This window comes from Nitrospirillum amazonense, assembly GCF_007828035.1.
GTDB classification, from domain to species: domain Bacteria; phylum Pseudomonadota; class Alphaproteobacteria; order Azospirillales; family Azospirillaceae; genus Nitrospirillum; species Nitrospirillum amazonense.
Window position 1 is genome coordinate 1 of the sequence record NZ_VITV01000007.1, and the last position, 19,716, is coordinate 19,716.

The following is a 19,716-nucleotide window of genomic DNA, read 5'->3' on the forward strand; positions in this document are numbered from 1 at the left end:
TTGTCGCCCGCCGCGTCGGTGAACGGGGTTATAGTGACCTCACCCACGCCCTGTCTACAGGAATTTTGCAGTCACATGACGATTTTTACCGAACCTCAGGAGCCCCTATATATGCTCGCGCACACGCGTGGATAAGGCCCCAGACCCACTTTTTTGCCCTTCCATGACAGCCCTCCCCGAACAGCCTCCCCCACCACCCAGCCCCACACATCGGCTACTCCCCACAAGGCCCCAACAAACCCCTTGACCTCCCATCGCCGCTCGCGTACATCACCGCCCTCACACGGCCTCGTCCCCTTCGTCTAGAGGCCTAGGACACCGCCCTCTCACGGCGGTAACAGGGGTTCGAATCCCCTAGGGGACGCCATACTTCCGGCGCTTTAGCTGAACTTTGCGGGACAGTTACGGGACAGTTCACCTCGCGGAACACTGCGAGGACACCTCCCGCCATGGCCACCATCACCCCCAGAGAGAATCGCGAAGGCCAGGTCATCGGCCACCAGGCCAAGGTCCGTCGCGTCGGCCACAAGCCCGTCTCCAAGACCTTCGAGAAGAAGAAGGACGCCGAACGCTGGGCCAAGTCCGTCGAGACCGACATGGACCGCCGGGTCTTCCTCGACCACAGCCAAGCCGACAGCACCACCCTGGGCGCCCTCCTCCGCCGCTATCGCGAAGAGGTCACGCCGGCTAAGCGGGGTGCCGTGCAGGAGGCCGGCCACCTCATCGTCGTCGAGGATGACGAAATCTGTCTGCGACGGCTCAGCGCCCTTTCGCCCCAGGATATCGCTAGCTACCGCGATCGTATGCTGGCCTGCGACTACGCGCCCGCCACCGTGGTGCGGCGGATCAACCTGATCGCCACGGCCATCGCCCATGGCCGGCGGGAATGGGGCATGCACCTCCCATCCAATCCCGCCGAAGCGAAGCTGACCGCCCGCCCCAAGGGTGCTGACCGCAAGCGCGAACGCCGCCTGCAGCCCGCCAGGGTCGAGGTGACGCATCAGCGCGATCCGGATACCGGTGCCGAGGCTGAACTAAGCCACCACGTCCCCGCCGAAGAGGAACGCCTGATGGCGGGCCTGGTGGCCTGCAAACACGGGGTTTGGCTTGCCCCCATGGCCCGGCTGGCTTTGGAGAAGGCGGCACGCCAGGGTGAAATCTGCTCCCTGAATTGGAGCGATATCGATTTGGCCAAGCGCACCATGACCATCCGCGGCCTGTCAGGAGATGGCTCAAAGAATGGCGAGGTCAGGAAGGTCCCCCTCTACCGTCGCGATCGAGGCACTGCCGTCCTTCCCCACCTACTCGAAGCGCGACGGGCCCATGGTGGATGGGGACCAGACGTTGCTGAAGGTCACCTTCGGACGGGTGGTCGATCGTATCGGCATCCTGGACCTCACCTTTCATGACCTCAGGCACGAGGCGACGAGCCGCCTGGCAAAGGTACGGGAACCCGCTGGAACTGATGCGCGTCACTGGTCACAAAACGCTGTCGATGCTGGCCAGATACTACCACGCAGACGCCGAGGAACTTGCGCAACGCCTGGCTTAAGGCAGACGCGCATGGCGCCGCCGTGCCGCCTGGGAGGCAGTGAACCTGCGTTCGACAGCCGTGAACGGCTGTTCATGGGCTGCGAATCACCGTTCATCACCAGATTCGGAACCATTGGCGCACGCTGGTCCCGACATACCGGCCGTAGCCGGAAACGATATCCATCGGTCCGCCCCCCTCCCTCTCGCAAAGGTCCGCGATATTGCCCCCTCGCTTCGAAAGGGGCGGGCCATCCTATAATCGGCGCGATCAAGTGATCCCGCTGATTTCAATAGAATCAAACGGATACCGCACCGTCCGGCGTCCAATTTGCACGCCGAATAATACGTGACGAATGGTCCGGCGATCGCCGCCAGGAAAGCGTGCCAGCCAACAGCGCGCCCGCCTGGGACAGGGGACGTGCAGATCCTGTGCGACGAGGGGGAGGAGCCCGACAACAATGAACACCGCCCCGACGACAATCATCGTCGTCGGGGCCATCAGCCACAGAGCCTTGCTCAGCGCCTACGGGGCGGTGGCCGGCGGGGGTTACGCGTTCGCCCCACCATCAACGGTGAAGCCCGTGCCGTTCACCGAACGGGCTTCATCACTGGCGATGAAGGCGTAAAGCGCGGCGACATCCTCGGGCTTGCCATATTCCTTGATCGCCATCCGCTGGCGCTGGGCTTCGGCATGCGGGCCATCGGCGGGGTTCATGTCGGTGTTGGTCGACCCCGGATGCACGAGGTTGACGGTGATCCCACGCGGCCCCAGGTCACGCGCTGCGCCTTTGGTCCAGGCGATCAGCGCGGCCTTGCTGGCGGAATAGAGCGCCTTGCCGGCGTCGGGCACGCGGTCCGCGAGGTTGCTGCCGGTCGAGATGATGCGGCCGCCCTCGGACATGTACGGCAGGGCCGCCTGGGTCGCGAGGATCACGCCCCGGACGTTCACCGCCAGCATGGCGTCGATCTGTTCGAGCGTGACTTCCTCGACGGTGCCGTAGCTGATGATGCCGGCATTGTTGACGAGGATGTCCAGGCCGCCGAGTTCGGAGGCGGCGTGATCCACGGCCTGTTTGATCGACGCGGGCTCCGCCGCCTTCATTTGAACCGCGAAGGCGCGGCCGCCCGCCGCTTCGATCTCCCGCGCGATGGCGTTGGCGGCATCGGCCGACCGCTCGTACCCAATCGCGACTGCGGCCCCCTCGGCGGCGAAGCGGCGGGCGATGGCGGCGCCGATCCCACGGCTGGCACCCGTGATGAAAGCGCGTTTTCCTTGAAGGGATGACATTGGCGATCTCCATTGAATCCCGGGGGCGGGCCGCGCCTTCGGCGGCCCATGGACACCGGTTGGGTTTTGTGGGGGCGGTTTGCTGGAACGGTGCCGTCTTGTTGGGCGCCACTTATTTGGCGTAGGTCGCGACGATCTGGCCGACCAGCTTGGCCCAGGGCATATCCAGGGCGTCGTACACGGCGGCCGATTCCGGCGCGGCATTGTCTTTCAGAATCTCGACCATGAAGGTCGCGTAGTCGGAGAGGATCACGCCGGCCTGCTGCAGGCGGAACAGGTTCACGTCGTGCTTGGTGCGGTTGAAGGTGCCCGACGCGTCGACGGCGATGTAGGCGTCATAGCCCTTGGCCACGGCCGTCATCGCCGGGAAGCCCGCGCAGACCTCCAGCGAAATGCCCGCGAAGATCAGCTTCTTGCGGCCGGTCGCCTCGATTGCGGCGGCCACGCGGGGATCGTCATAGGCGTTCACCGTGGAGCGGTCGATGATCTCGATGCCGTCCAGCGCCTCCACAAGCTCGGGGAAAGTCGGGCCCCACAGGGTATCGCGCGCGGTGCTGGTGGCGACGATGGGCAGGCTGAGCGCCTTGGCCGCGCGGGCGAGCGCCACGACGTTGTGCTTAAGCTCGCCCGTCTCATAGTCACGCACGCCGGTCATCAGATTGACCTGGTGATCGACGAGGATCACGGCGGCATTGTCCTTGGTCAGCGGCTCATAGATACGGTTCGTCATTTCCACTCTCCAGCCAATGATTGGGTCCGACTCACGATCATCGTTCGTGATGGCTGGAAGGTAGGGGGTGGACGATCGGCCCAGAAGACGTCTAAATCGCAACTTAACGTCCATAGCAATGGACGATGGGGGTGGTGATGCTGGACCTGAACGACTTCTTCTACTTCGTCCAAATCGTTGATCGGGGCGGCTTCACGGCGGCCGGTCGGACGCTGCGCGTTCCGAAATCGACGCTGAGCCACCGCATTCAGCAGCTTGAGAACGAGCTGGGCGTGCGCCTGCTCAATCGCACATCGCGGCGCTTCGGCATGACCGATTCCGGCGAGGACTTTTATCGCCACGCCGTCGCCATGCTGCGGGAGGCGGAATTGGCCGAGACCACGATCCGTGGGCGCCTGACGGAGCCAAGGGGCACGGTCCGGTGCACGGCGGGCACGGCGACGATGCAGTTCGCGCTTGCGGACATCATCGCCGACTTCTTGGTCCAGCACCCGAAAGTCAATGTCGTCGCGCATGCCGCCGATCGCACCGTCGACATCGTGGGCGAGAATTACGACTTGGCCGTCCGGGCGCACTCCGACCCGTTGCCGGACTCCAACCTGGTTCAGCGGACCCTCGCGCCCGCGCCCTGGTTCCTGTTCGCGGGTTCCGACTATGTGAAGAAACACGGCGCGCCGAAGACTCCGCAGGATCTGCAGGAGCATCCCTCGCTGTTCATGATGCGGACGGGCGTGGAGCCTGTGTGGCGGCTGCGTCACGCACGCCAAAAGCGCGACGAGATCGTGGTGCCCCTTACCCCGCGCCTGCTCGGGGATGACATGGTTGGACTGAAGCAGGCCGCGATCAAGGGCTTGGGCGTGGTCGCGCTTCCCGGCTACATCTGCCGGGCGGAGGTCCATTCGGGCGCCATGGAGCGCATCCTGCCGGATTGGCTTGCCGGCGATTCCACGCTGACCGCGCTCATCCCATACCGTCAGGGTCTGCTACCCTCCGTACGGGCGTTTCTTGACCATCTGTCGGCGGAATTTCCCAAGCGCGTGCTCATGTAGGGCTGGCGGGTTGGATAAGGGCGACCTCTGTCCCCGCGCCCGCCATTACGCCTAGGTCCAGCGTTCAACCATTTGGACGTTAAGTTCCAAACTTGGCGACTTCCCGGCCGGTCTGCCCCATTCATAATCGCGGCATCAGACAGGTTGTTGGAGTGACCGCCATGGATGGCATCGCAAACATCGAAAAGACCGGGGGAACCGCCCAGCGGCTTGGACAAATCGTCTTGGGCGTCCCGCACAATATTGGCTCGGGCTTTTCGGCCCGGCACTTCTCTGAGGAAATGTTCGCCGGGGCGATGGATCCGCTGCTGATGGTGGATCACTTCGTCATGACGGCGCCGACCTTCGAGCCGCACCTTCACGCCGGAATTTCGGCGGTGACCGCCATGTTCGAGGACAGCGAAGGCGTGTTCCTCAACCGGGACACCCTGGGACACAATATCGAGTTGAAGGCCGGCGATCTTTACTGGCTGACGGCCGCGAGCGGTGCGGCCCACGAGGAAAAGCCCGCGAAAAATTCGCGCGTCCATGCCTTGCAGGTTTTCGTGAACCTGCCCGAGCGTCTTAAGAAATGCCCGGCCCGTTCACTGCGGGTGGACGCCGGCGACGTGCCCACGATCGAAGGCGGCGGTCACCGCGTCCGCGTCGTTCTGGGCGCGAGCGGCGGCGTCAAGGGCGAGACCGGGACGCCCGAGGAGATGACGATGCTCGACGGCTTCCTCGCCGCCGAGGGCCGGTTCAGCCACGCGCTGCCGGAAGGGCGGCAGGCATGGATTTACGCCGTGTCGGGCACGGTGACGGTCGCCACCGACGCGGAGGAGCGGGTCCTGCCGGCCGGCACGGCCACAACGGTCGAGGCGGGCTTGGCCATCGAGGTGGCCATGACGGCCAAGGCTCCCGCCCACTTCGTGCTGATGGCCGGCAAGCCGATCCACGAGACGTTCGTGAAGCACGGGCCGCTGGTCATGTCGACGGCCGACGATGTCCGCCGCACGCTCGCCGATTTCGCGCGAGGCAAGTTCGGCCGCGTTCCCACCTGATCCCATCCATCCATCCATCCATCCTGATCCACGCGCGGTGACGTTCCCCCGCGCGACGGCCTCCCCACGCCCGGAGTGATCGCGCATGACGACCCCATCCATAGGAGATCGAGAGATGACCGACCCCAGAACGGCCGACCGGCCCACCGAGACGAACGTGCCCTGGATATCGGCGGCGGAGCGCGGACGCGAAGCGGCGCTTCTGGCTCACTTCGCCCACTTCTGGGGCACCGCCACCGGCGCGCCGCGCGCGATCTACGACACCTTCATCGCGGCCAGCCCCTGGGCGGCCGGCGCCACTGTCGAGGAAGTCACCACCGCCGAGGTGCATGGCTGGTGGGTGCGCCCAGAGAGCGCCCGCGCCGGCGGGCAGGCGATCCTGTTCATCCACGGCGGCGGCTATGTCATGGGCACGGCCCAGGCCTATCGCGGCTTCGTCAGCCAGATCGTCAGCCGGAGCGGCATCCCCGCCCTGGCGATCGATTATCCCCTCGCGCCGGAGGCGACCCTGCCGGCCGCGCCGGACGCCGCCTTGGCCGCCTACGAATACCTGATCGGCCAAGGCTATTCCCGGATCGCGATCGTGGGGGACTCCGCCGGGGGCGGCCTGTCCTTGGTCACCATGGCGCAACTCGCCAAGCGGTCGGACATCGCCAAGCCGATCGCGGGGGTGGTCTTCTCGCCCTGGGCCGATCTCGCCTTCACCGGCGGGTCGATGACGGATCCAGGAGTGGTCGACCCGCTGATCGGCTACGACTACCTGCGGGACTGCGCGGACAAATATCTCGGCGCTTACGCCGCCACGGACCCGCTCGCCTCGCCGTTGCACGGCGACCTGGCCGGCCTGCCGCCGCTGTTGATCCAGGTCGGCACCGCCGAGCGTCTTCTCGACGACTCCCGCCAATTCGCGGCCAAGGCCGCCGCCGCCGGCGTCCCGGTTGAGCTCGAGGTCTGGGAGGGGATGCATCACGTCTTCCAGCTCGATGTCGCCCATCTCGAAAGCAGCCGCGACGCGCTTGACCGCGCCAGCCGCTTCCTCGTCCGCGCCTTCACCCCCTGAGCGACCCGCCGCCCGATGGCCGGTCGAGATCTGATGGAGAGATCCCATGGCAACCCAGCTTTCATCGGACACCCACCATGATGTCGTGATCGTTGGCGGCGGCTCGGCCGGCGCCGTCCTCGCGCGTCGCCTGAGCGCGGATGGAAGCCGCCGCGTGCTGCTTCTGGAGGCCGGCGCCGCTTATGCGCCCTCGGCCTATCCCGACGTGATCGCCAATGCGAACCGGGTCGGCGGCGACGCCGCGCACGGCTGGGGCTACCACACGCAGGATGGCGCCACGCTCGGGCATAACGTGAACGCGATCCGTGGGAAAGTGCTGGGCGGCAGTTCGGGCGTGAACGCCGCTGTCGCGATGCGCGGCCGCCGATCCGATTTCGCGCGCTGGACGGCGATGGGCGTCGAGGGATGGACCTGGGACGATGTCTTCCCGATCTTCAAGGCGCTGGAGAACACGCCGACGGGTGATGACGCCTGGCACGGGCGAACCGGGCCGTTTCCGATCCGGCAGCGGACCATGGAGGAGATCACGCCGTCCATGCGCGCCTTCGTGCTGGCGTCGGAGGCGGTCGGCCTCGCGCGCGTCCAGGACTTCAACGGCGCCCAGCAGAACGGGGTCTCACCCTATCCGCTGAACGTCGTCGGCGAGCATCGCGTCAACACCGGCATGGCCTATCTCACCGACGAGGTTCGCGCGCGGCCGAACCTCACCATCCGGGGCGGGGCGGAGATCGACACGGTCTTGTTCGACGGCAAGCGCGCCGTTGGCGTCCGCCTGGTCGGCGGTGAGGAGGTCCGTGCCGGACAGGTGATCCTTTCGGCCGGCACCTATGGCAGTCCCGCCATCCTGATGCGCTCCGGGATCGGCCCCGCCGGTCATCTTCGGGAACTGGGCATCCCGGTGCTGGTCGACGCACCGGTGGGTGAGCGGCTGAAGGAGCATCCTTTCTATTACAATGTCTATGCGCTGAAGCCGGAGGTCTCCTCCATGACGCCCGTCGCCGGCGCGATCATCTGGACCAACTCGTCCGAAGCGGGGCCGGACGAACTCGACCTGCATGTCTCGGGTACGCACATCTTCGATCCCGCGCTGAGCCCGACAGGCGGCGCAATCGTGCTGGCCTGCGCTGTGACGCTGCCCAAGTCGAACGGCTCCATCCGGCTCGCCAGCCGTGACCCGAGGGCGATGCCGCTCATCCGCTTCAATTTCTTCGATGACCCCAGCGATCTCAGGCGCATGAAGGAGGCCGTCCGGCTGTCGCGCAAGATCGGGCGCACCGCTCCTTTCAGCGACACGATCGGGTTCGAGATGGCGCCAGGGGACGATGTCCAGGACGACCTCGCCCTGGAGCGGGCGATCATCGCGCAGATCGACGGCTATTCGCACCCGACGTCGACGGTGCCGATGGGGCCTGAAGGCGATCCGGCGGCCGTGGTCGACAGCCAGGGCAGGGTGCGCGGGGTGGAGGGCCTGCATGTCGTCGACGCGTCGATCATGCCCGACATCGTATCGGCACCGACCAACGTCACCACGATCATGATGGCTGAGGCCATCAGCCGGAAGCTGCTGTCGTGATCGCCGGGGAAGGCGACCTCCGGGACAAGGGCGTCGAATGGGTACTGCGGCTTGTTGCCGGCGCCCTGCTGCCCTCGCTCGCGCCCGAGCCCCTTATTATCGGGTCGATGATGCTGTTCCACGCGGTCACAGAGCGGATAGGCCCCTGGCGCGATGCCGAGCTGCCCGCAATACTGACGCGTCACGCTGACCGGGACAGTCGACCTCGCGGAAAAACGCGAGGCCCCCGCCCGCTATGATCACCCTCACCCCCCGAGAGAATCGCGAAGGCCAAGTCCTAGGCTACCAGGCCAAGGTCCGTCGCGTCGGCCACAAGCCCGTCTCCAAGACCTTCGAGAAGAAGAAGGACGCCGAGCGCTGGGCATCAAGGTCGAGGTGTGCTGCCGCCACCCCCGACAACCTCCCCGCCGTTGGCTATAGGCATCCGCAACGCTGGGGTCGCGGGCCAGCGCCAGATTGGCGCCCCCTATTTCCGGTTCTTTTTGACGATGGCCGCCGTGGTCGTCTCGACGTTGCGAGGCTTGGGCGTCGGCATCTGCTGGATGCGGCGGACGTTGCGGCCGTGGCCCTTGGCCTCCGTCACCAAGGCGCCATCCCGCATGACGAAGCGACCGCGAACCAAGGTGTGCACCGGCGCCCCTTTGGCCGCGTGGCCGTGGAAGGGCGTGCTCGAGCCCTTGGACTTCAGCTTGGCTGAATCCACCTGGGTTTCCCGCTCCATGTCGATGATCACCAAGTCGGCATCCGATCCCGGCAGCAGGGCGCCCTTGCGCGGATAGAGGCCAAAGGCCTTGGCCGGGGCGAGCGAGGTCATGCGCACATAGTCGGTCAGCGACAGGCGGCCGGCGCCCACTTGCGTCAGCATCAGCGGCATCTGCGTCTGCACGCCGGTGAAACCACAATCCGTCGTCCAGATGTCGTCGCGGTGCTTTTCCTCGTGCGAGTGCGGGGCGTGGTCGGTGGCAATCATGTCGATGGTGCCGTCCTGCACCGCGCGCCACAGCTGGTCCTGATGCGTCTTCTCGCGCACCGGCGGGTTCACGCGGATCAGCGACTTCTTTTCGGTGTAGGCGCGCTCATCCAGCAGCAGGTAATGCGGGCAGGTCTCCGCCGTGATGTCCACGCCACGCGCCTTGGCCTCCCGCAGGGGGCGCAACTCGTCACCCGAGGAAACATGCAGGATGTGGATGCGGGCGCCGGTCCACTCCGCCAGGATGGCGGCGCGGGACACGGCCTCCGTCGCCACCACCGGCGGCCGGGCGTCCAGGTGGGCCAGCGGGTCGCAGCGGCCGGCCTCCCGCAGCTTCTTGGACCGGCGCGCCATGATGGAGGCGTTCTCGGCGTGCAGGGCGATGCGGTAGCCGTGCTTGGCCACGATCTCGAAGCCCTCCAGGATGGCGCCGGTGGGCGGCGACGGCAGGTTGCCGAAGGTGTTGCCCATGAAGCACTTGAACCCGGCCACGCCGCCCTCGATCAAGGCCTCAAGTTCCGTCAGGTTCTCCTCCCCCAGCAGGCCATAAATGCCAAAGTCGACATAGGCTTGCTCGGCGGACTTCAATTTCAGGTTCAATGCCTCCACCGTGCCGGTGGGCGGGTTGGTGTTGGGCATCTCGAACACCGTGGTGACGCCGCCCATGGCGGCGCTGGCCGTCCCCGTTTCCCACGTTTCCTTGTGGGTGTAGCCGGGGTCGCGGAAATGCACATGGGCGTCGATGGCACCGGGCAGGACGTACTTGCCCTGAGCGTCCACCACCTCCGCCGCCTCGGGCATGGATTCAGCGGCGCCGATGGACAGGATGGCGCCGTCCTTGATGGCGATGGAGGCCTGGAACTGGGCGCTGTCCGTGACCAGCGTGGCGCCGTTGATGACGATGTCTGCCTTCATGATGCTTTTCCCGCGAGGATGCCTAAATCGGATGCCGAAATCGTATGGAGGGGTCAGAGCGCGGCCCAGCCGCCATCGACCGGCAGGTCGATACCGGTGATCTGCTTGGAAACGTCGGACGCCAGGAACAGGCAGGCGGCGGCCACGTCGCGGGCGGTGCTGATGCGGCGCAGCGCGTACTCGGCCGCGTGTTCGGCGATCACCTCCTCCTCCGTCAGGCCGCGGGCCTTGGCCACGGCGGGCATCACCTTGGTGCGGAAGCGCGGGCCGTCCACCATGCCGGGGGCGACGATGTTGACGTTGATGTTGTGCGGCCCCGCCTCGATGGCGGTGGACTTGGTGATGCCGCGCAGTCCCCACTTGGAAGCCGAATACGCCATGCGGCCGGCGCGGCCGCGCAAGCCGAAGGTGCCGCCGACATTGACGATCTTGCCATAGCGGCGCGCGATCATGCCTGGCAGCACGGCGCGCATGGTGTTGAAGCAGCCGGTCATGTTCAGACGCACGATCTCGTCAAAGGCCTCCGGCGTGGTGTCCCACGCGGTGGTTCCCACCGGGCCGGTACCGCCCGCCACATTGACCAGCACGTCCACCTGGCCGAATGCTTCGACCGTTGCCGAAACGGCGGCATCGCACTGCGCGGCGTCCAGCACATCGCACGACAACACCAGCGCGCGCACGCCCAGCCCTTCTATTTTTGCCGCCAGATCATTCAGCGGCGCCATATCGCGCCCTAATATCGCAATATCCGCTCCTTCCTCCGCAAAAGAAAGACAGATTTCCGGCCCCATGCCCTTGCCAGCACCTGTGACAAGAATCTTCTTTCCTGCAAGGAACAGATCCATTTCATTCCTCTATATTGCTTCAGGCAACTATGGATATTTGGTCAGATTTAGATCAATCTGGAATGTAAGGTCGGATGGTCAGCACCCACCCCGTTGACATTAAAGATAAGCCGTTGCCACAGTTGTGCTAAAGCTGGGGTGGGGCGTAGCCAAAAACGAACAGGGATCCGTCATGGCTCTGCGTAATCAGCGAATTTGGATCTACATAAACGAGGTCGCCCGCATCGGATCGGTCCGCCAGGCGGCGGAACGGCTGAACGTCACCCCCTCCGCCTTGCTGCGGCGCATCCAGGATGTGGAGCACGACCTGGGCGCCCCCATCTTCGAACGCCATTCCTCCGGCGTCCGCCTGACGGCGGCCGGTGAGGTGCTGATCCGCTGGATCCGCTCGCAGTCGGCGGACCTGCGGCGCGTCTATTCGGAGATCGAGGAACTGTCCGGCCTGCAGCGCGGCGAGATCAGGCTGGCTTGCAGCCAGGCGGTGGCGCGCGGCTTCGTGCTGCGCCAGGTCGCCGCCTTCCGCAAGAAACACCCCAACGTGCGCTTCAAGATCACGGTCACCGACCATTCGACGGCCATGCGCCAGCTGACCGCATTCGATATCGACCTGGTGCTGATTTTCCGCCCGCTACGTCATCCCGAGCTGCACCCGATCATGTCGATCGGCCAGGGTCTGGTCGCCATCATGAGCGCCGACCATCCGCTGGCGGCCAAGGACATCCTGCGACTGCGCGAGTGCGCGGAGTATGAGACCGCCATGCCGGAGTCATCGTTCGGCGGGCGTGAGATCATCGAGAACCGCCTGGCGGCCAGTTCGGCCAAGCTGTCCATCGGCGTGGAGTCCAACAGCTTCGACCTGCTGGGCGACCTGGTGGCGGTGTCCAACCTGATCGCCTTCCAGATCGACATCGGCGCCGACCTGTGGCGCAACGACCCGCGCTATGCCGTGCGCCGCATCAGCGACCTGGACCGTACCTATGGGCCGCTGGTCCTGGGCCAGTTGAAGGGGCGCCCCCTGCCCCTGGCCGCCGCCAAGTTCGCCGAGCAGATGGCCCGGGAACTCAACGACTGCCGGTCGCTGCCCACGCTGGGCGACTATTACCCTGAGGAGGAGCAGATGCCCTTCGAGGGTCAGCCGACGCCGCTTCCGTAAAGGCGGGCGGCCGCTTCGGCGGAGACGAAGCCCTCCTCCACATCGCGCGCCACCAGGTCCGCGGCGCGCGATGTGGCCGCCCCCAGGCCGGCGCCGCCGGGAATGTCCAGAATCAGCCGATCACCTGCCGGAATTTGCTGAAGGCCCTTGGCCTGCATCGCCTTGCCTGACGCCAGACGCACCGACCCTTGCGAACCGTCACCGCCGCCGTCCCGGCCCTGGGCGGGATGGTCCACACGCTCGAACATGGCCAGCACCTCGAAGGCGCTGCCGTCGCGCATCGCCACCTCCACCCGCTGGCCCAGGCCGCCGCGCCGTTCGCCGATGCCGCCGCTGTCCGTCAGCAATTCCTTGCGCCAGATAACGATGGGGGCGCTGTTCTCGGTGATTTCCACCGGCATGGCGCGCACGCCGCTGGGAAAGGCGGTGCCGGAGAGGCCGTCCTGGTGGGGACGCGCGCCCGAACCGCCGCTGTTGAAGAAGATGGCGTCGAAGCTGTCACCGGCCTGGGGCTCCCCCACCGGCTGGCGGCCGCGTAGCTGCACGCTCCACAGGCAGGAGCTGCCCTCCGCCGGCACCCGGTCCGGGATGGCCTGAGACAGGCAGCCGAACACGAGGTCGGGCAGCATCTGGCCGATGACATGGCGGGCGGCCACCGGCCAGGGCCGCTGGACATTGACGATGCTACCCTCCGGCGCCACCACCTCGAACGGCAGCAGGGCGCCGTAATTGTTCGGCACCTCCGGCGAGATGACGCAGCGCAGGCCGAAGATGGTGTAGGCACGGCAGTAATTGAGCACCACGTTGATGCCGCGCGGCACGCAGGCGTCGGTGCCATCATAATCCACCAGGATGCGCTCACCCTCGATGGTCAGGCGGGCGCGCAGGGTGATGGGATGGTCATAGCCGTCGATGGTCAGGCTGCTGGTCCAACTGCCCTGGGGCAGCTTGGCGATCTCCGCCCGCGTGGCGGCCAGCGAGCGGTCGACGATATAGTCGGCGACACCGGCCAGATCCTCCAGCCGGAATTCCGCCAGCATGGCGCTGAGCCGCCGTGCCGCTGATTCGTTGCTGGAGATATAGGACAGCACGTCGCCCCGCACCTGCAGCGGCGTGCGCACGTTCAGGCACAGGATGTCCAGCAGGTCCTGGTTCAGCACGCCCCGGCTGGCCAGCTTCATCAGCGGGATCTGCAGGCCTTCCTCGAAGACCGACCGGCCGTCCGGACCCTGGCCCAGCCCCCCGATGTCCACCTGGTGGCAGCAGACGCCGAACAGCCCGACGATGCGACCCTGATGGAAGGCGGGCGACAGGACGGTGACGTCATGCAGGTGCCCGGCCGTCAGCCACGGGTCGTTGGTGATGAAGTGATCCCCCTCCGCCATCGTCGGCACGGGGAACTTGGCCAGGAAATGCCGCACGCCGGCCGCCATGGAGTTCACATGGCCGGGGGTGCCGGTCACGGCCTCCGCGATCAACCGGCCCTGCAGGTCGAACAGGGCGGCCGACAGGTCGCCGGCATCGCGCACCGTGGTGGAAAAGGCCGTGCGCATCAGGGTCTGGGCCTGTTCCTCCACGATGGAGATCAGGCGGGTCCAGATCACCTGGGTGCGCAGTTCATTCAACGCTGCCGTCATGGCGGTTAACCTTCCTCACGCCGGGTCAGGATGAGATAGCCATTGGCGTCCATCCAGGCATCGAAACGGGGCGAGACCACCGTGGTGGTCTCACGCTCGGTGATCAGGGCCGGCCCCTGGACCCGGTCGCCCGGCCGCATGGCCTCGCGCCGCACCAGGGCGAAGGACAGCGCGACGCCGCTGTCGGGGTCAATCACCGGCCGCCGCTCCGTGACCTCCACGTCGCGGGTGGCCGTCACCATCGCCATATCTTTAGGCTTCCAGGCCGGCGATCCTACGGTCACCCGCCAGGTCAGCGCCTCGATGGGCAGGTCCAGGGTCACGCCGCCGTACTGGGTGCGGTAGGCCGTCTCAAACGCCGAACGCAGCAGGTCCACATCCTCGGGCACCAGCGTGCGGGCCGGGATCTCGAACGGGATCTCATAGCCCTGGCCCTTGTAGCGAGCCAGGCAGGTGCGCCGTTCCACCTGGGCCGCACCCGGGGCACCCGCCTCGACCAGGGCCCGCGCCTCGGCCGTCATGCCGTCCAGCAGGCTGTTGAGCCGGTCGAGGTCCAGCTGGTCCAGCCGCAGGGTCAGGCTGCGCGCCATCTCATAGGACACCGGCGCCCGCAGGAAGCCGATGGCGGAGCCGACACCGGCACCCGACGGGATGATGACCTCACGGATGCCCAGCTTCTCGGCGAAGCGCGCGGCATGCACGGGAGCCGCACCCCCGAAGGCGATCAGGCTGCGGTCATCCAGGGTCATGCCCTGTTCCACGGCGTGGACACGGGCCGCACTGGCCATGGTTTCGTCCACGATCTCGCTGACGCCGATGGCCAGCGTCTCGGCCTTGCCGTCCCAGATGCCCAAGGCCGCCAGGGCGTCGTGGGAGGCGCCGGCGTTCAGCGTGACCTTGCCGCCGGCGAAGCGCGAGGGGTCGATGCGGCCCAGGGTGATGTCGGCGTCCGTCACGGTGGGGCGGGTGCCGCCCCGGCCATAGGCGGCCGGTCCGGGCTCGGAACCGGCGCTGTGCGGGCCCACCGCCAGGCGGCCGGCGTTGTCGACCGAGGCGATGGAGCCGCCGCCAGCGCCGATCTCCACCATCTCCACCACCGGGATGCGCAGCGGCAGGCCGCTGCCCTTGCGGAAACGGTGGGCGCGGCCGACCTCGAACACCTGCGAGGTTTGGGGCGTGCCGTCGTTGATCAGGCAGATCTTGGCGGTGGTGCCGCCGACGTCCAGGGCCACCACCTGCCCCACGCCCCGCTCCGCCGCCACCGACGCCGCGAAGATGGCGCCGCCCGCGGGGCCGCTTTCCACCAGCCGCACGGGATAGCGGGCGGCAGCGTCCACGGTGGTGAGGCCGCCGGATGACAGCATCAGGTACAGCGGGCAGCTGAAGCCCATGGCCTTCAGCTTGTCATCCAGGCGATGCAGGTAGGCGTCGACCAGCGGCTGGACGTAGGCGTTGGCGACGGTGGTGGAAAAGCGCTCATACTCCCGCATCTCGGGCGAGACCTCCGACGACAGCGACAGGCTGACGCCCGGCATCTCCGCCGCCAGGATCTCCGCCGCCCGACGCTCATGGCTATCGTTGGCGTAGCTGTGCAGGAAGGCGATGGCCACGCTGCGGATGCCCTGCTCCCGCCACTGGGCCGCCGCGGCGCGCACCGCATCGCCGTCCAGCGGCACCAGCACCTGGCCGCGCGCGTCCATACGCTCCGCCACGCCGACGCGCAGCCGGCGCGGCACCAGGGGCTGGGGCTTTTCCATGCCGATGTCGTACTGGTCGAAGCGGCTTTCGCTGCCCAGGGCCAGGACGTCGCGGAAACCCTCGGTGGTCAGCAGGGCGGTGGGCACGCCCCGCCGTTCGATCAGGGCGTTGGTCGCCAGCGTGGTGCCGTGCACCACCAGCGACACCTCGGCCGGCGCCACGCCCGCCTCGTCCAGCAGCAGGCGCACGCCGTCCAGCAAGGCCCGCTCCGGCGCGTCGTAGGTGGTCAGCAGCTTGGTGGAATGCCGGCGGTCGCCCACCTCCAGCACGATGTCGGTGAAGGTGCCGCCGATGTCGGCGCCGATACGCGCGCCCCTGGGCGTGGACGGGCCGCGGTCAGTTGTAGATGTCATGGGGATTCTTGGACAGCGTGGAATAGAAGCGGGCCAGATGGTCGGCGACGCGTACGGGCTTGTACTTCGGCTCGGCACCCGCCAGCAGCTCGGGCAGCGGGGCCACGACGACATCGCGGTCGGGGTTGGCGAAGTAGGGCACGGAGAAGCGGCGGGCGCCGTCGCGGTTGCGCACGCGGTGATAGTTGGACAGGAAGCGGCCGTTGGACCACCACATCATCATGTCGCCGACATTGATGGTGAAGGCGCCGCGCACGGGCGGCGCCTGGATCCACACGCCGTCGCGGCGCTTCACCTCAAGCCCACCGATGTCCTGCTGCGCCAGGACGGTGAACGGCCCTTCGTCCGTGTGGGCCACCATGTTGGACACTTCGTCCTGCGCATCCATGGGCAGCGGGGGGTAATAGTTCATGCTCAGCTGCGAGGCCGGCTGGTGGAAGCAATCGTCGAAACGGTCCTCCGCCACGCCCAGGCCCAGGGCGAAGGCGCGCAGCAGCTCGCGGGAAAAGGTCAGCATGGCGGCCAGGTAGTCCTCGCTGGCCTGCTTGAAGGCCGGCATGTCGTCGGGCCAGCGGTTGGGCTTGTCGAAGATATCGGCGTGCCGCATGTCGCGCGGGTTGGCCGGCCATTCGTGCTGCAGGCGATATTGCTCGAACATGCGGGTGTTGCGCGACAGCGGCTGGGCCTCCGGCGCGGGAATCCAGCCGCGATACCAGTCCGGCGTCGCCATGGCTGTCCGGCGGTCCGCCTTGTCGCGGGAGAAGAAGGCGTCAGCCTGGCCAAAGATGCCGTCCACCGTCGCCTGCGGCACCCCGTGACCCGCCAGGTAGAAGAAGCCGATCTCCTCACAGGCGTGCGCGATCTCGGCGGCCACCCGGCAGCGCGCGGCCGCATCACCCGACAGGAACGGCGCGAAATCGATTAAAGGTAATTCAGCCAGGGAAATGGCGCTCGCGGCGGCAATATCGTCCGCGCTGCGTTCGCTTCTGCTCATTTCAACCTCCGAGACTATTCTTTGAGCCCACCCCGTCAGGCGGCCCAGTGCTTAGGACGGACGGCCCGTTGCGATGATGATTACGGCAACGCGGCAAGGCAATGCGGTGCTTTTTCCTGACGGCGCCGTGGCCGAATGATCACTGTTGCAGTATCCCGCAGGCGCAATAGTTGGCTTGGCCCGCGAAATACCAGTCAATCCTCCGGTGGAATCTCTACCCGCAGACCGTCGTGGTCCGGCGTCAGCGTGATCTGGCAGGACAGCCGCGACGTGTCGCGGCGATGCGCGGACAGGGCCAGCAACTCGTCCTCCTCTTCCGTCGCCGTCGATGCCGGCTCGACATAGACGTGACAGGTGGCGCAGGAACAGCAGCCGCCGCACATGGCCAGCACCTCATCGAAGCCGTGGTCGCGCAAGCCCTCCATCAAGGTCGTGCCCGTGTCCATCTCGACGGCGCGGCCGGTGCCGTCCCGGCTGACAACGGTGATGATCGGCATGGGTGTCCCTATCCCCCAGGAAAAATGAAGCCAGGCAAGACCAGGCAAGAAACGAAACCGGTCACGCGGCGGCGGCCAGGTCCTTCAGCGGAACGCTAACGTCGGCCACGGCGGCCGGGTCACAGCGGGCACCACCCTCCACCAGAGCGCGGCCCTGGGTGTAGTCGCGGATGGCGTTGACGCAATCCAGCGCCACCACCCGGCCGGCGCGGAAATAGACGATGGAAAAGCTGCGCGCCGCCGGGTCGCCCCGCAGGACCGCTGCGTCATGGCCGGCCGACAGGCCCACGGTCTGCAGCTTCAGGTCATATTGGTTGGACCAGAACCACGGCACCGCGTGATAGGGCTCCGCCGCCCCGGTCAGGGCCTTGGCCACGGTGATCGCCATGTCGTTGGCGTTCTGCACCGATTCCAGGCGGGTGCGCCGGCCGGCGGCATAGGCGTTGGCGTGCAGGGCGCAATCGCCGATGGCGCGGATATCGGGCAGCGAGGTACGGCAGAACGCGTCGACCACGACACCGTCGCCGCCTTCGGCCCCCGCCGCCAGCAAAGGCTCCACCGCCGGCGTGATGCCGATGCCCACCACCACCATCTGCGCCGGGATCAGGGCGCCATCCGCCAGCCGCACGCCGGTTACCCGCCGCCCGTCCCCGACGACATCCTGCACCTGGGCGCCCAGGCGCAGGTCCACGCCCTGCGCGCGGTGTTCATCCTCATAGAAGCGGGACAGTGCTTCCCCTGCCACGCGGCCCAGCACGCGGTCCGCCTGTTCCAGCAGGACGACGGGCTTGCCAGCCGCGCGCAGCACCGCCGCCGCCTCCAGCCCGACATAGCCGCCGCCGATCACCACCACCCGCTCCACTGCCGGCAGTTCCGCCCGCAGGGCATCAGCGTCGGCGCGGGTACGCACGGTGTGCACGCCGGCCAGATCGCCACCCGAGCAAGCCAGGCGCCGGGCTCGGCCGCCGGCCGCCCAGACCAGCTGGCCATAGCCGAAGACCTCGCCCCCGGCCGTGGTCACGGTATGGGCCGCCGCGTCCACCGCCACCACCCGACGCCCCGGCAGCAGGGTGACGCCGCGCGCCTGCCAAAAGGCGGCGGGGCGGATCAGGATGCGCTCGAACGGCTTGGCGCCGGACAGGTAGTCCTTGGTCAAGGGCGGGCGTTCGTAGGGCAGCTCCGGCTCATCCCCGATCAGGGCGATGCCGCCGGTGTAACCCCGCTGGCGCAGCGTGACGGCCACCTGGGCACCGCCGTGCCCCGCGCCGACGATCAGAACGTCGTGCTGCATGTTACCCTACCCGCCAAACGGCCTTGTGACGCCGCCGGCCGGGTCTGGCGGGCGGTCCTGTTGATGATTACGGCAACGCAACAGGCCGGGGCGGTGCTTTTTTCTACAGACGCCGTGGCCAAATGATCACTTTTTCCCGACCCGGCCGGCGCATTAGTGATTCTATGGAACAAAGGGATGTTGGGTCGAACCATGGAACGGGCACTGACGGGCGCACTGGCGGGCAAAGCGGCACTGGTGACGGGGGGAACGCGAGGGCTGGGCCTGATGTTGGCGCGCACCCTGGCGGATGCCGGCTGCGCCGTCGCCGTAATCGGCCGGGACCCGCAAGCGGGAGCCAGCGCCTTCGATCACCTGCAGGCCCGCGGCGGCCCGGTGTGCGCGCTCAGCGCCGACGTCACCGACGAACAGGCGATGAAGGCCGCCGCCGCCGAGGCCGAAGCGCGCTTGGGCCCGCTGGACATCACCGTCTGTGCCGCGGGGGTCAGTTCCCCCCGCGCACCCATCTGGACCAATTCCGCCGACACCTACCGTCACTGCTTCGACACCAATGTGCTGGGCGTGTTGAACAGCCTGACGGCCACCCTGCCCGGCATGGTGGCGCGCGGCGGCGGCAAGGTCATCGTCATCGGCGGCACTTATGGCCACAAGGGGGTGGCCGGCTTCTCCGTCTACGCCGCCTCGAAATGGGCGCTGCGCGGGCTGGTGAGGTCCGCCGCGCTGGACGCGGCACCGCATGGCGTCACGATCAACATGATCTCGCCCGGCGGCGTGGACGGCGAACGGTTGCGCCGCCTGTTCCGCCAGTCGGCGGCAGCCAATGGCGAGCCCGAGAACGCGCCGTTGAAGCGCTTCACCGCCGGCACGGCGCTGGGGCGGCTGGTGGGCGAGGATGACGTCGCCGCCGCCATGCTGCATCTGCTGGGCCCGGGCGGGCGGATGATGACGGGCCAGGACATCGTGGTCGATGCCGGTATGGTCGTTTAAGTCATGGTCGTGTAGGGCATGGTGATTTAAGGAGAGCTTGAGA

General features: G+C 67.2%; 16 protein-coding genes and 1 tRNA gene. 8 read left to right on the forward strand and 9 right to left on the reverse strand.

The features are described 5' to 3' along the window. Nucleotides 1–291 precede the first annotated feature (291 nt). Nucleotides 292–367, forward strand: a tRNA-Glu gene (locus tag FBZ87_RS18985). 82 nt (nucleotides 368–449) lie between these two features. Beyond that, nucleotides 450–1,409, forward strand: coding sequence for a tyrosine-type recombinase/integrase (locus FBZ87_RS18990; protein ID WP_145612175.1), 960 nt, complete (start codon nucleotides 450–452; stop codon nucleotides 1,407–1,409). Nucleotides 1,410–2,080: 671 nt separating this feature from the next. Here the strand turns inward: FBZ87_RS18990 and FBZ87_RS18995 are convergent. Further along, nucleotides 2,081–2,821, reverse strand: a complete 741-nt coding sequence (locus FBZ87_RS18995) for an SDR family NAD(P)-dependent oxidoreductase (RefSeq protein ID WP_145612176.1) — start codon at nucleotides 2,819–2,821, stop codon at nucleotides 2,081–2,083. Nucleotides 2,822–2,933: 112 nt separating this feature from the next. Next, complete coding sequence (locus FBZ87_RS19000) at nucleotides 2,934–3,551, reverse strand: isochorismatase family protein (RefSeq protein ID WP_145612177.1); 618 nt, start codon at nucleotides 3,549–3,551, stop codon at nucleotides 2,934–2,936. A 137-nt stretch (nucleotides 3,552–3,688) separates the two neighbouring features. Here FBZ87_RS19000 and FBZ87_RS19005 point away from each other — a divergent pair, with 137 nt between their 5' ends. From FBZ87_RS19005 to FBZ87_RS19020, 4 genes are all read left to right on the forward strand, one after another. Further along, a complete protein-coding gene (locus tag FBZ87_RS19005) occupies nucleotides 3,689–4,600 on the forward strand; it encodes a LysR substrate-binding domain-containing protein (RefSeq protein WP_145612178.1) in 912 nt (303 codons plus the stop codon). A gap of 161 nt (nucleotides 4,601–4,761) precedes the next feature. After that, nucleotides 4,762–5,640, forward strand: coding sequence for a pirin family protein (locus tag FBZ87_RS19010; RefSeq protein ID WP_145612179.1), 879 nt, complete (start codon nucleotides 4,762–4,764; stop codon nucleotides 5,638–5,640). Nucleotides 5,641–5,755: 115 nt separating this feature from the next. Beyond that, complete coding sequence (locus FBZ87_RS19015; protein WP_145612180.1) at nucleotides 5,756–6,700, forward strand: alpha/beta hydrolase; 945 nt, start codon at nucleotides 5,756–5,758, stop codon at nucleotides 6,698–6,700. Nucleotides 6,701–6,746: 46 nt separating this feature from the next. Continuing rightward, nucleotides 6,747–8,273, forward strand: coding sequence for a GMC family oxidoreductase (locus tag FBZ87_RS19020; protein WP_145612181.1), 1,527 nt, complete (start codon nucleotides 6,747–6,749; stop codon nucleotides 8,271–8,273). Between the two features lie 466 nt (nucleotides 8,274–8,739). Here the strand turns inward: FBZ87_RS19020 and allB are convergent, their stop codons facing one another. Together allB and FBZ87_RS19030 are read right to left on the reverse strand one after the other, a co-directional pair. Next, nucleotides 8,740–10,158: an allantoinase AllB gene (gene allB / locus FBZ87_RS19025; protein WP_145612182.1), complete on the reverse strand. Its 1,419-nt coding sequence runs from the start codon at nucleotides 10,156–10,158 to the stop codon at nucleotides 8,740–8,742. A 53-nt stretch (nucleotides 10,159–10,211) separates the two neighbouring features. Continuing rightward, on the reverse strand, nucleotides 10,212–11,003 hold the full coding sequence (locus FBZ87_RS19030; protein ID WP_145612183.1) for an SDR family NAD(P)-dependent oxidoreductase: 792 nt from the start codon (nucleotides 11,001–11,003) through the stop codon (nucleotides 10,212–10,214). A 172-nt stretch (nucleotides 11,004–11,175) separates the two neighbouring features. Here FBZ87_RS19030 and FBZ87_RS19035 point away from each other — a divergent pair, with 172 nt between their 5' ends. Next, nucleotides 11,176–12,156: a LysR family transcriptional regulator gene (locus FBZ87_RS19035; RefSeq protein WP_145612184.1), complete on the forward strand. Its 981-nt coding sequence runs from the start codon at nucleotides 11,176–11,178 to the stop codon at nucleotides 12,154–12,156. On the opposite strand, the gene FBZ87_RS19040 is transcribed toward FBZ87_RS19035, so the two are convergent. The 5 genes from FBZ87_RS19040 to FBZ87_RS19060 form a co-directional block, all read right to left on the reverse strand. Beyond that, nucleotides 12,135–13,793 (reverse strand): hydantoinase B/oxoprolinase family protein, encoded by a 1,659-nt coding sequence (locus tag FBZ87_RS19040; protein WP_145612185.1) that lies wholly within the window; start codon nucleotides 13,791–13,793, stop codon nucleotides 12,135–12,137. The two genes, FBZ87_RS19035 and FBZ87_RS19040, sit on opposite strands and share 22 nt — an antisense overlap. Before the next feature lie 5 nt (nucleotides 13,794–13,798). Then, nucleotides 13,799–15,904 carry a hydantoinase/oxoprolinase family protein gene (locus FBZ87_RS19045; RefSeq protein WP_145612186.1) on the reverse strand — a complete coding sequence of 702 codons (2,106 nt, stop codon included), beginning with the start codon at nucleotides 15,902–15,904 and terminating at the stop codon, nucleotides 13,799–13,801. After that, on the reverse strand, nucleotides 15,888–16,898 hold the full coding sequence (locus FBZ87_RS19050) for an isopenicillin N synthase family dioxygenase (RefSeq protein ID WP_145612187.1): 1,011 nt from the start codon (nucleotides 16,896–16,898) through the stop codon (nucleotides 15,888–15,890). Before FBZ87_RS19050 ends, FBZ87_RS19045 begins: the two co-directional genes overlap by 17 nt. 194 nt (nucleotides 16,899–17,092) lie before the next feature. Further along, a complete protein-coding gene (locus FBZ87_RS19055; protein WP_145612188.1) occupies nucleotides 17,093–17,395 on the reverse strand; it encodes a 2Fe-2S iron-sulfur cluster-binding protein in 303 nt (100 codons plus the stop codon). Nucleotides 17,396–17,456: 61 nt separating this feature from the next. Beyond that, on the reverse strand, nucleotides 17,457–18,686 hold the full coding sequence (locus tag FBZ87_RS19060; RefSeq protein WP_145612189.1) for an NAD(P)/FAD-dependent oxidoreductase: 1,230 nt from the start codon (nucleotides 18,684–18,686) through the stop codon (nucleotides 17,457–17,459). Between the two features lie 177 nt (nucleotides 18,687–18,863). Here FBZ87_RS19060 and FBZ87_RS19065 point away from each other — a divergent pair, with 177 nt between their 5' ends. After that, the gene (locus FBZ87_RS19065) at nucleotides 18,864–19,673 is read left to right on the forward strand and encodes an SDR family NAD(P)-dependent oxidoreductase (RefSeq protein ID WP_145612190.1); all 810 of its coding nucleotides are present in this window, start codon (nucleotides 18,864–18,866) and stop codon (nucleotides 19,671–19,673) included. Nucleotides 19,674–19,716: the final 43 nt, after the last annotated feature.

What these genes read in the sequence shown, in the direction of transcription:
- FBZ87_RS18990 (WP_145612175.1), top strand. Translation starts at nt 450, where the DNA reads ATGGCCACCATCACCCCCAGAGAGAATCGCGAAGGCCAGGTCATCGGC.
- FBZ87_RS18995 (WP_145612176.1), bottom strand. Translation starts at nt 2,821, where the DNA reads ATGTCATCCCTTCAAGGAAAACGCGCTTTCATCACGGGTGCCAGCCGT.
- FBZ87_RS19000 (WP_145612177.1), bottom strand. Translation starts at nt 3,551, where the DNA reads ATGACGAACCGTATCTATGAGCCGCTGACCAAGGACAATGCCGCCGTG.
- FBZ87_RS19005 (WP_145612178.1), top strand. Translation starts at nt 3,689, where the DNA reads ATGCTGGACCTGAACGACTTCTTCTACTTCGTCCAAATCGTTGATCGG.
- FBZ87_RS19010 (WP_145612179.1), top strand. Translation starts at nt 4,762, where the DNA reads ATGGATGGCATCGCAAACATCGAAAAGACCGGGGGAACCGCCCAGCGG.
- FBZ87_RS19015 (WP_145612180.1), top strand. Translation starts at nt 5,756, where the DNA reads ATGACCGACCCCAGAACGGCCGACCGGCCCACCGAGACGAACGTGCCC.
- FBZ87_RS19020 (WP_145612181.1), top strand. Translation starts at nt 6,747, where the DNA reads ATGGCAACCCAGCTTTCATCGGACACCCACCATGATGTCGTGATCGTT.
- allB (WP_145612182.1), bottom strand. Translation starts at nt 10,158, where the DNA reads ATGAAGGCAGACATCGTCATCAACGGCGCCACGCTGGTCACGGACAGC.
- FBZ87_RS19030 (WP_145612183.1), bottom strand. Translation starts at nt 11,003, where the DNA reads ATGGATCTGTTCCTTGCAGGAAAGAAGATTCTTGTCACAGGTGCTGGC.
- FBZ87_RS19035 (WP_145612184.1), top strand. Translation starts at nt 11,176, where the DNA reads ATGGCTCTGCGTAATCAGCGAATTTGGATCTACATAAACGAGGTCGCC.
- FBZ87_RS19040 (WP_145612185.1), bottom strand. Translation starts at nt 13,793, where the DNA reads ATGACGGCAGCGTTGAATGAACTGCGCACCCAGGTGATCTGGACCCGC.
- FBZ87_RS19045 (WP_145612186.1), bottom strand. Translation starts at nt 15,904, where the DNA reads ATGACATCTACAACTGACCGCGGCCCGTCCACGCCCAGGGGCGCGCGT.
- FBZ87_RS19050 (WP_145612187.1), bottom strand. Translation starts at nt 16,898, where the DNA reads ATGAGCAGAAGCGAACGCAGCGCGGACGATATTGCCGCCGCGAGCGCC.
- FBZ87_RS19055 (WP_145612188.1), bottom strand. Translation starts at nt 17,395, where the DNA reads ATGCCGATCATCACCGTTGTCAGCCGGGACGGCACCGGCCGCGCCGTC.
- FBZ87_RS19060 (WP_145612189.1), bottom strand. Translation starts at nt 18,686, where the DNA reads ATGCAGCACGACGTTCTGATCGTCGGCGCGGGGCACGGCGGTGCCCAG.
- FBZ87_RS19065 (WP_145612190.1), top strand. Translation starts at nt 18,864, where the DNA reads ATGTTGGGTCGAACCATGGAACGGGCACTGACGGGCGCACTGGCGGGC.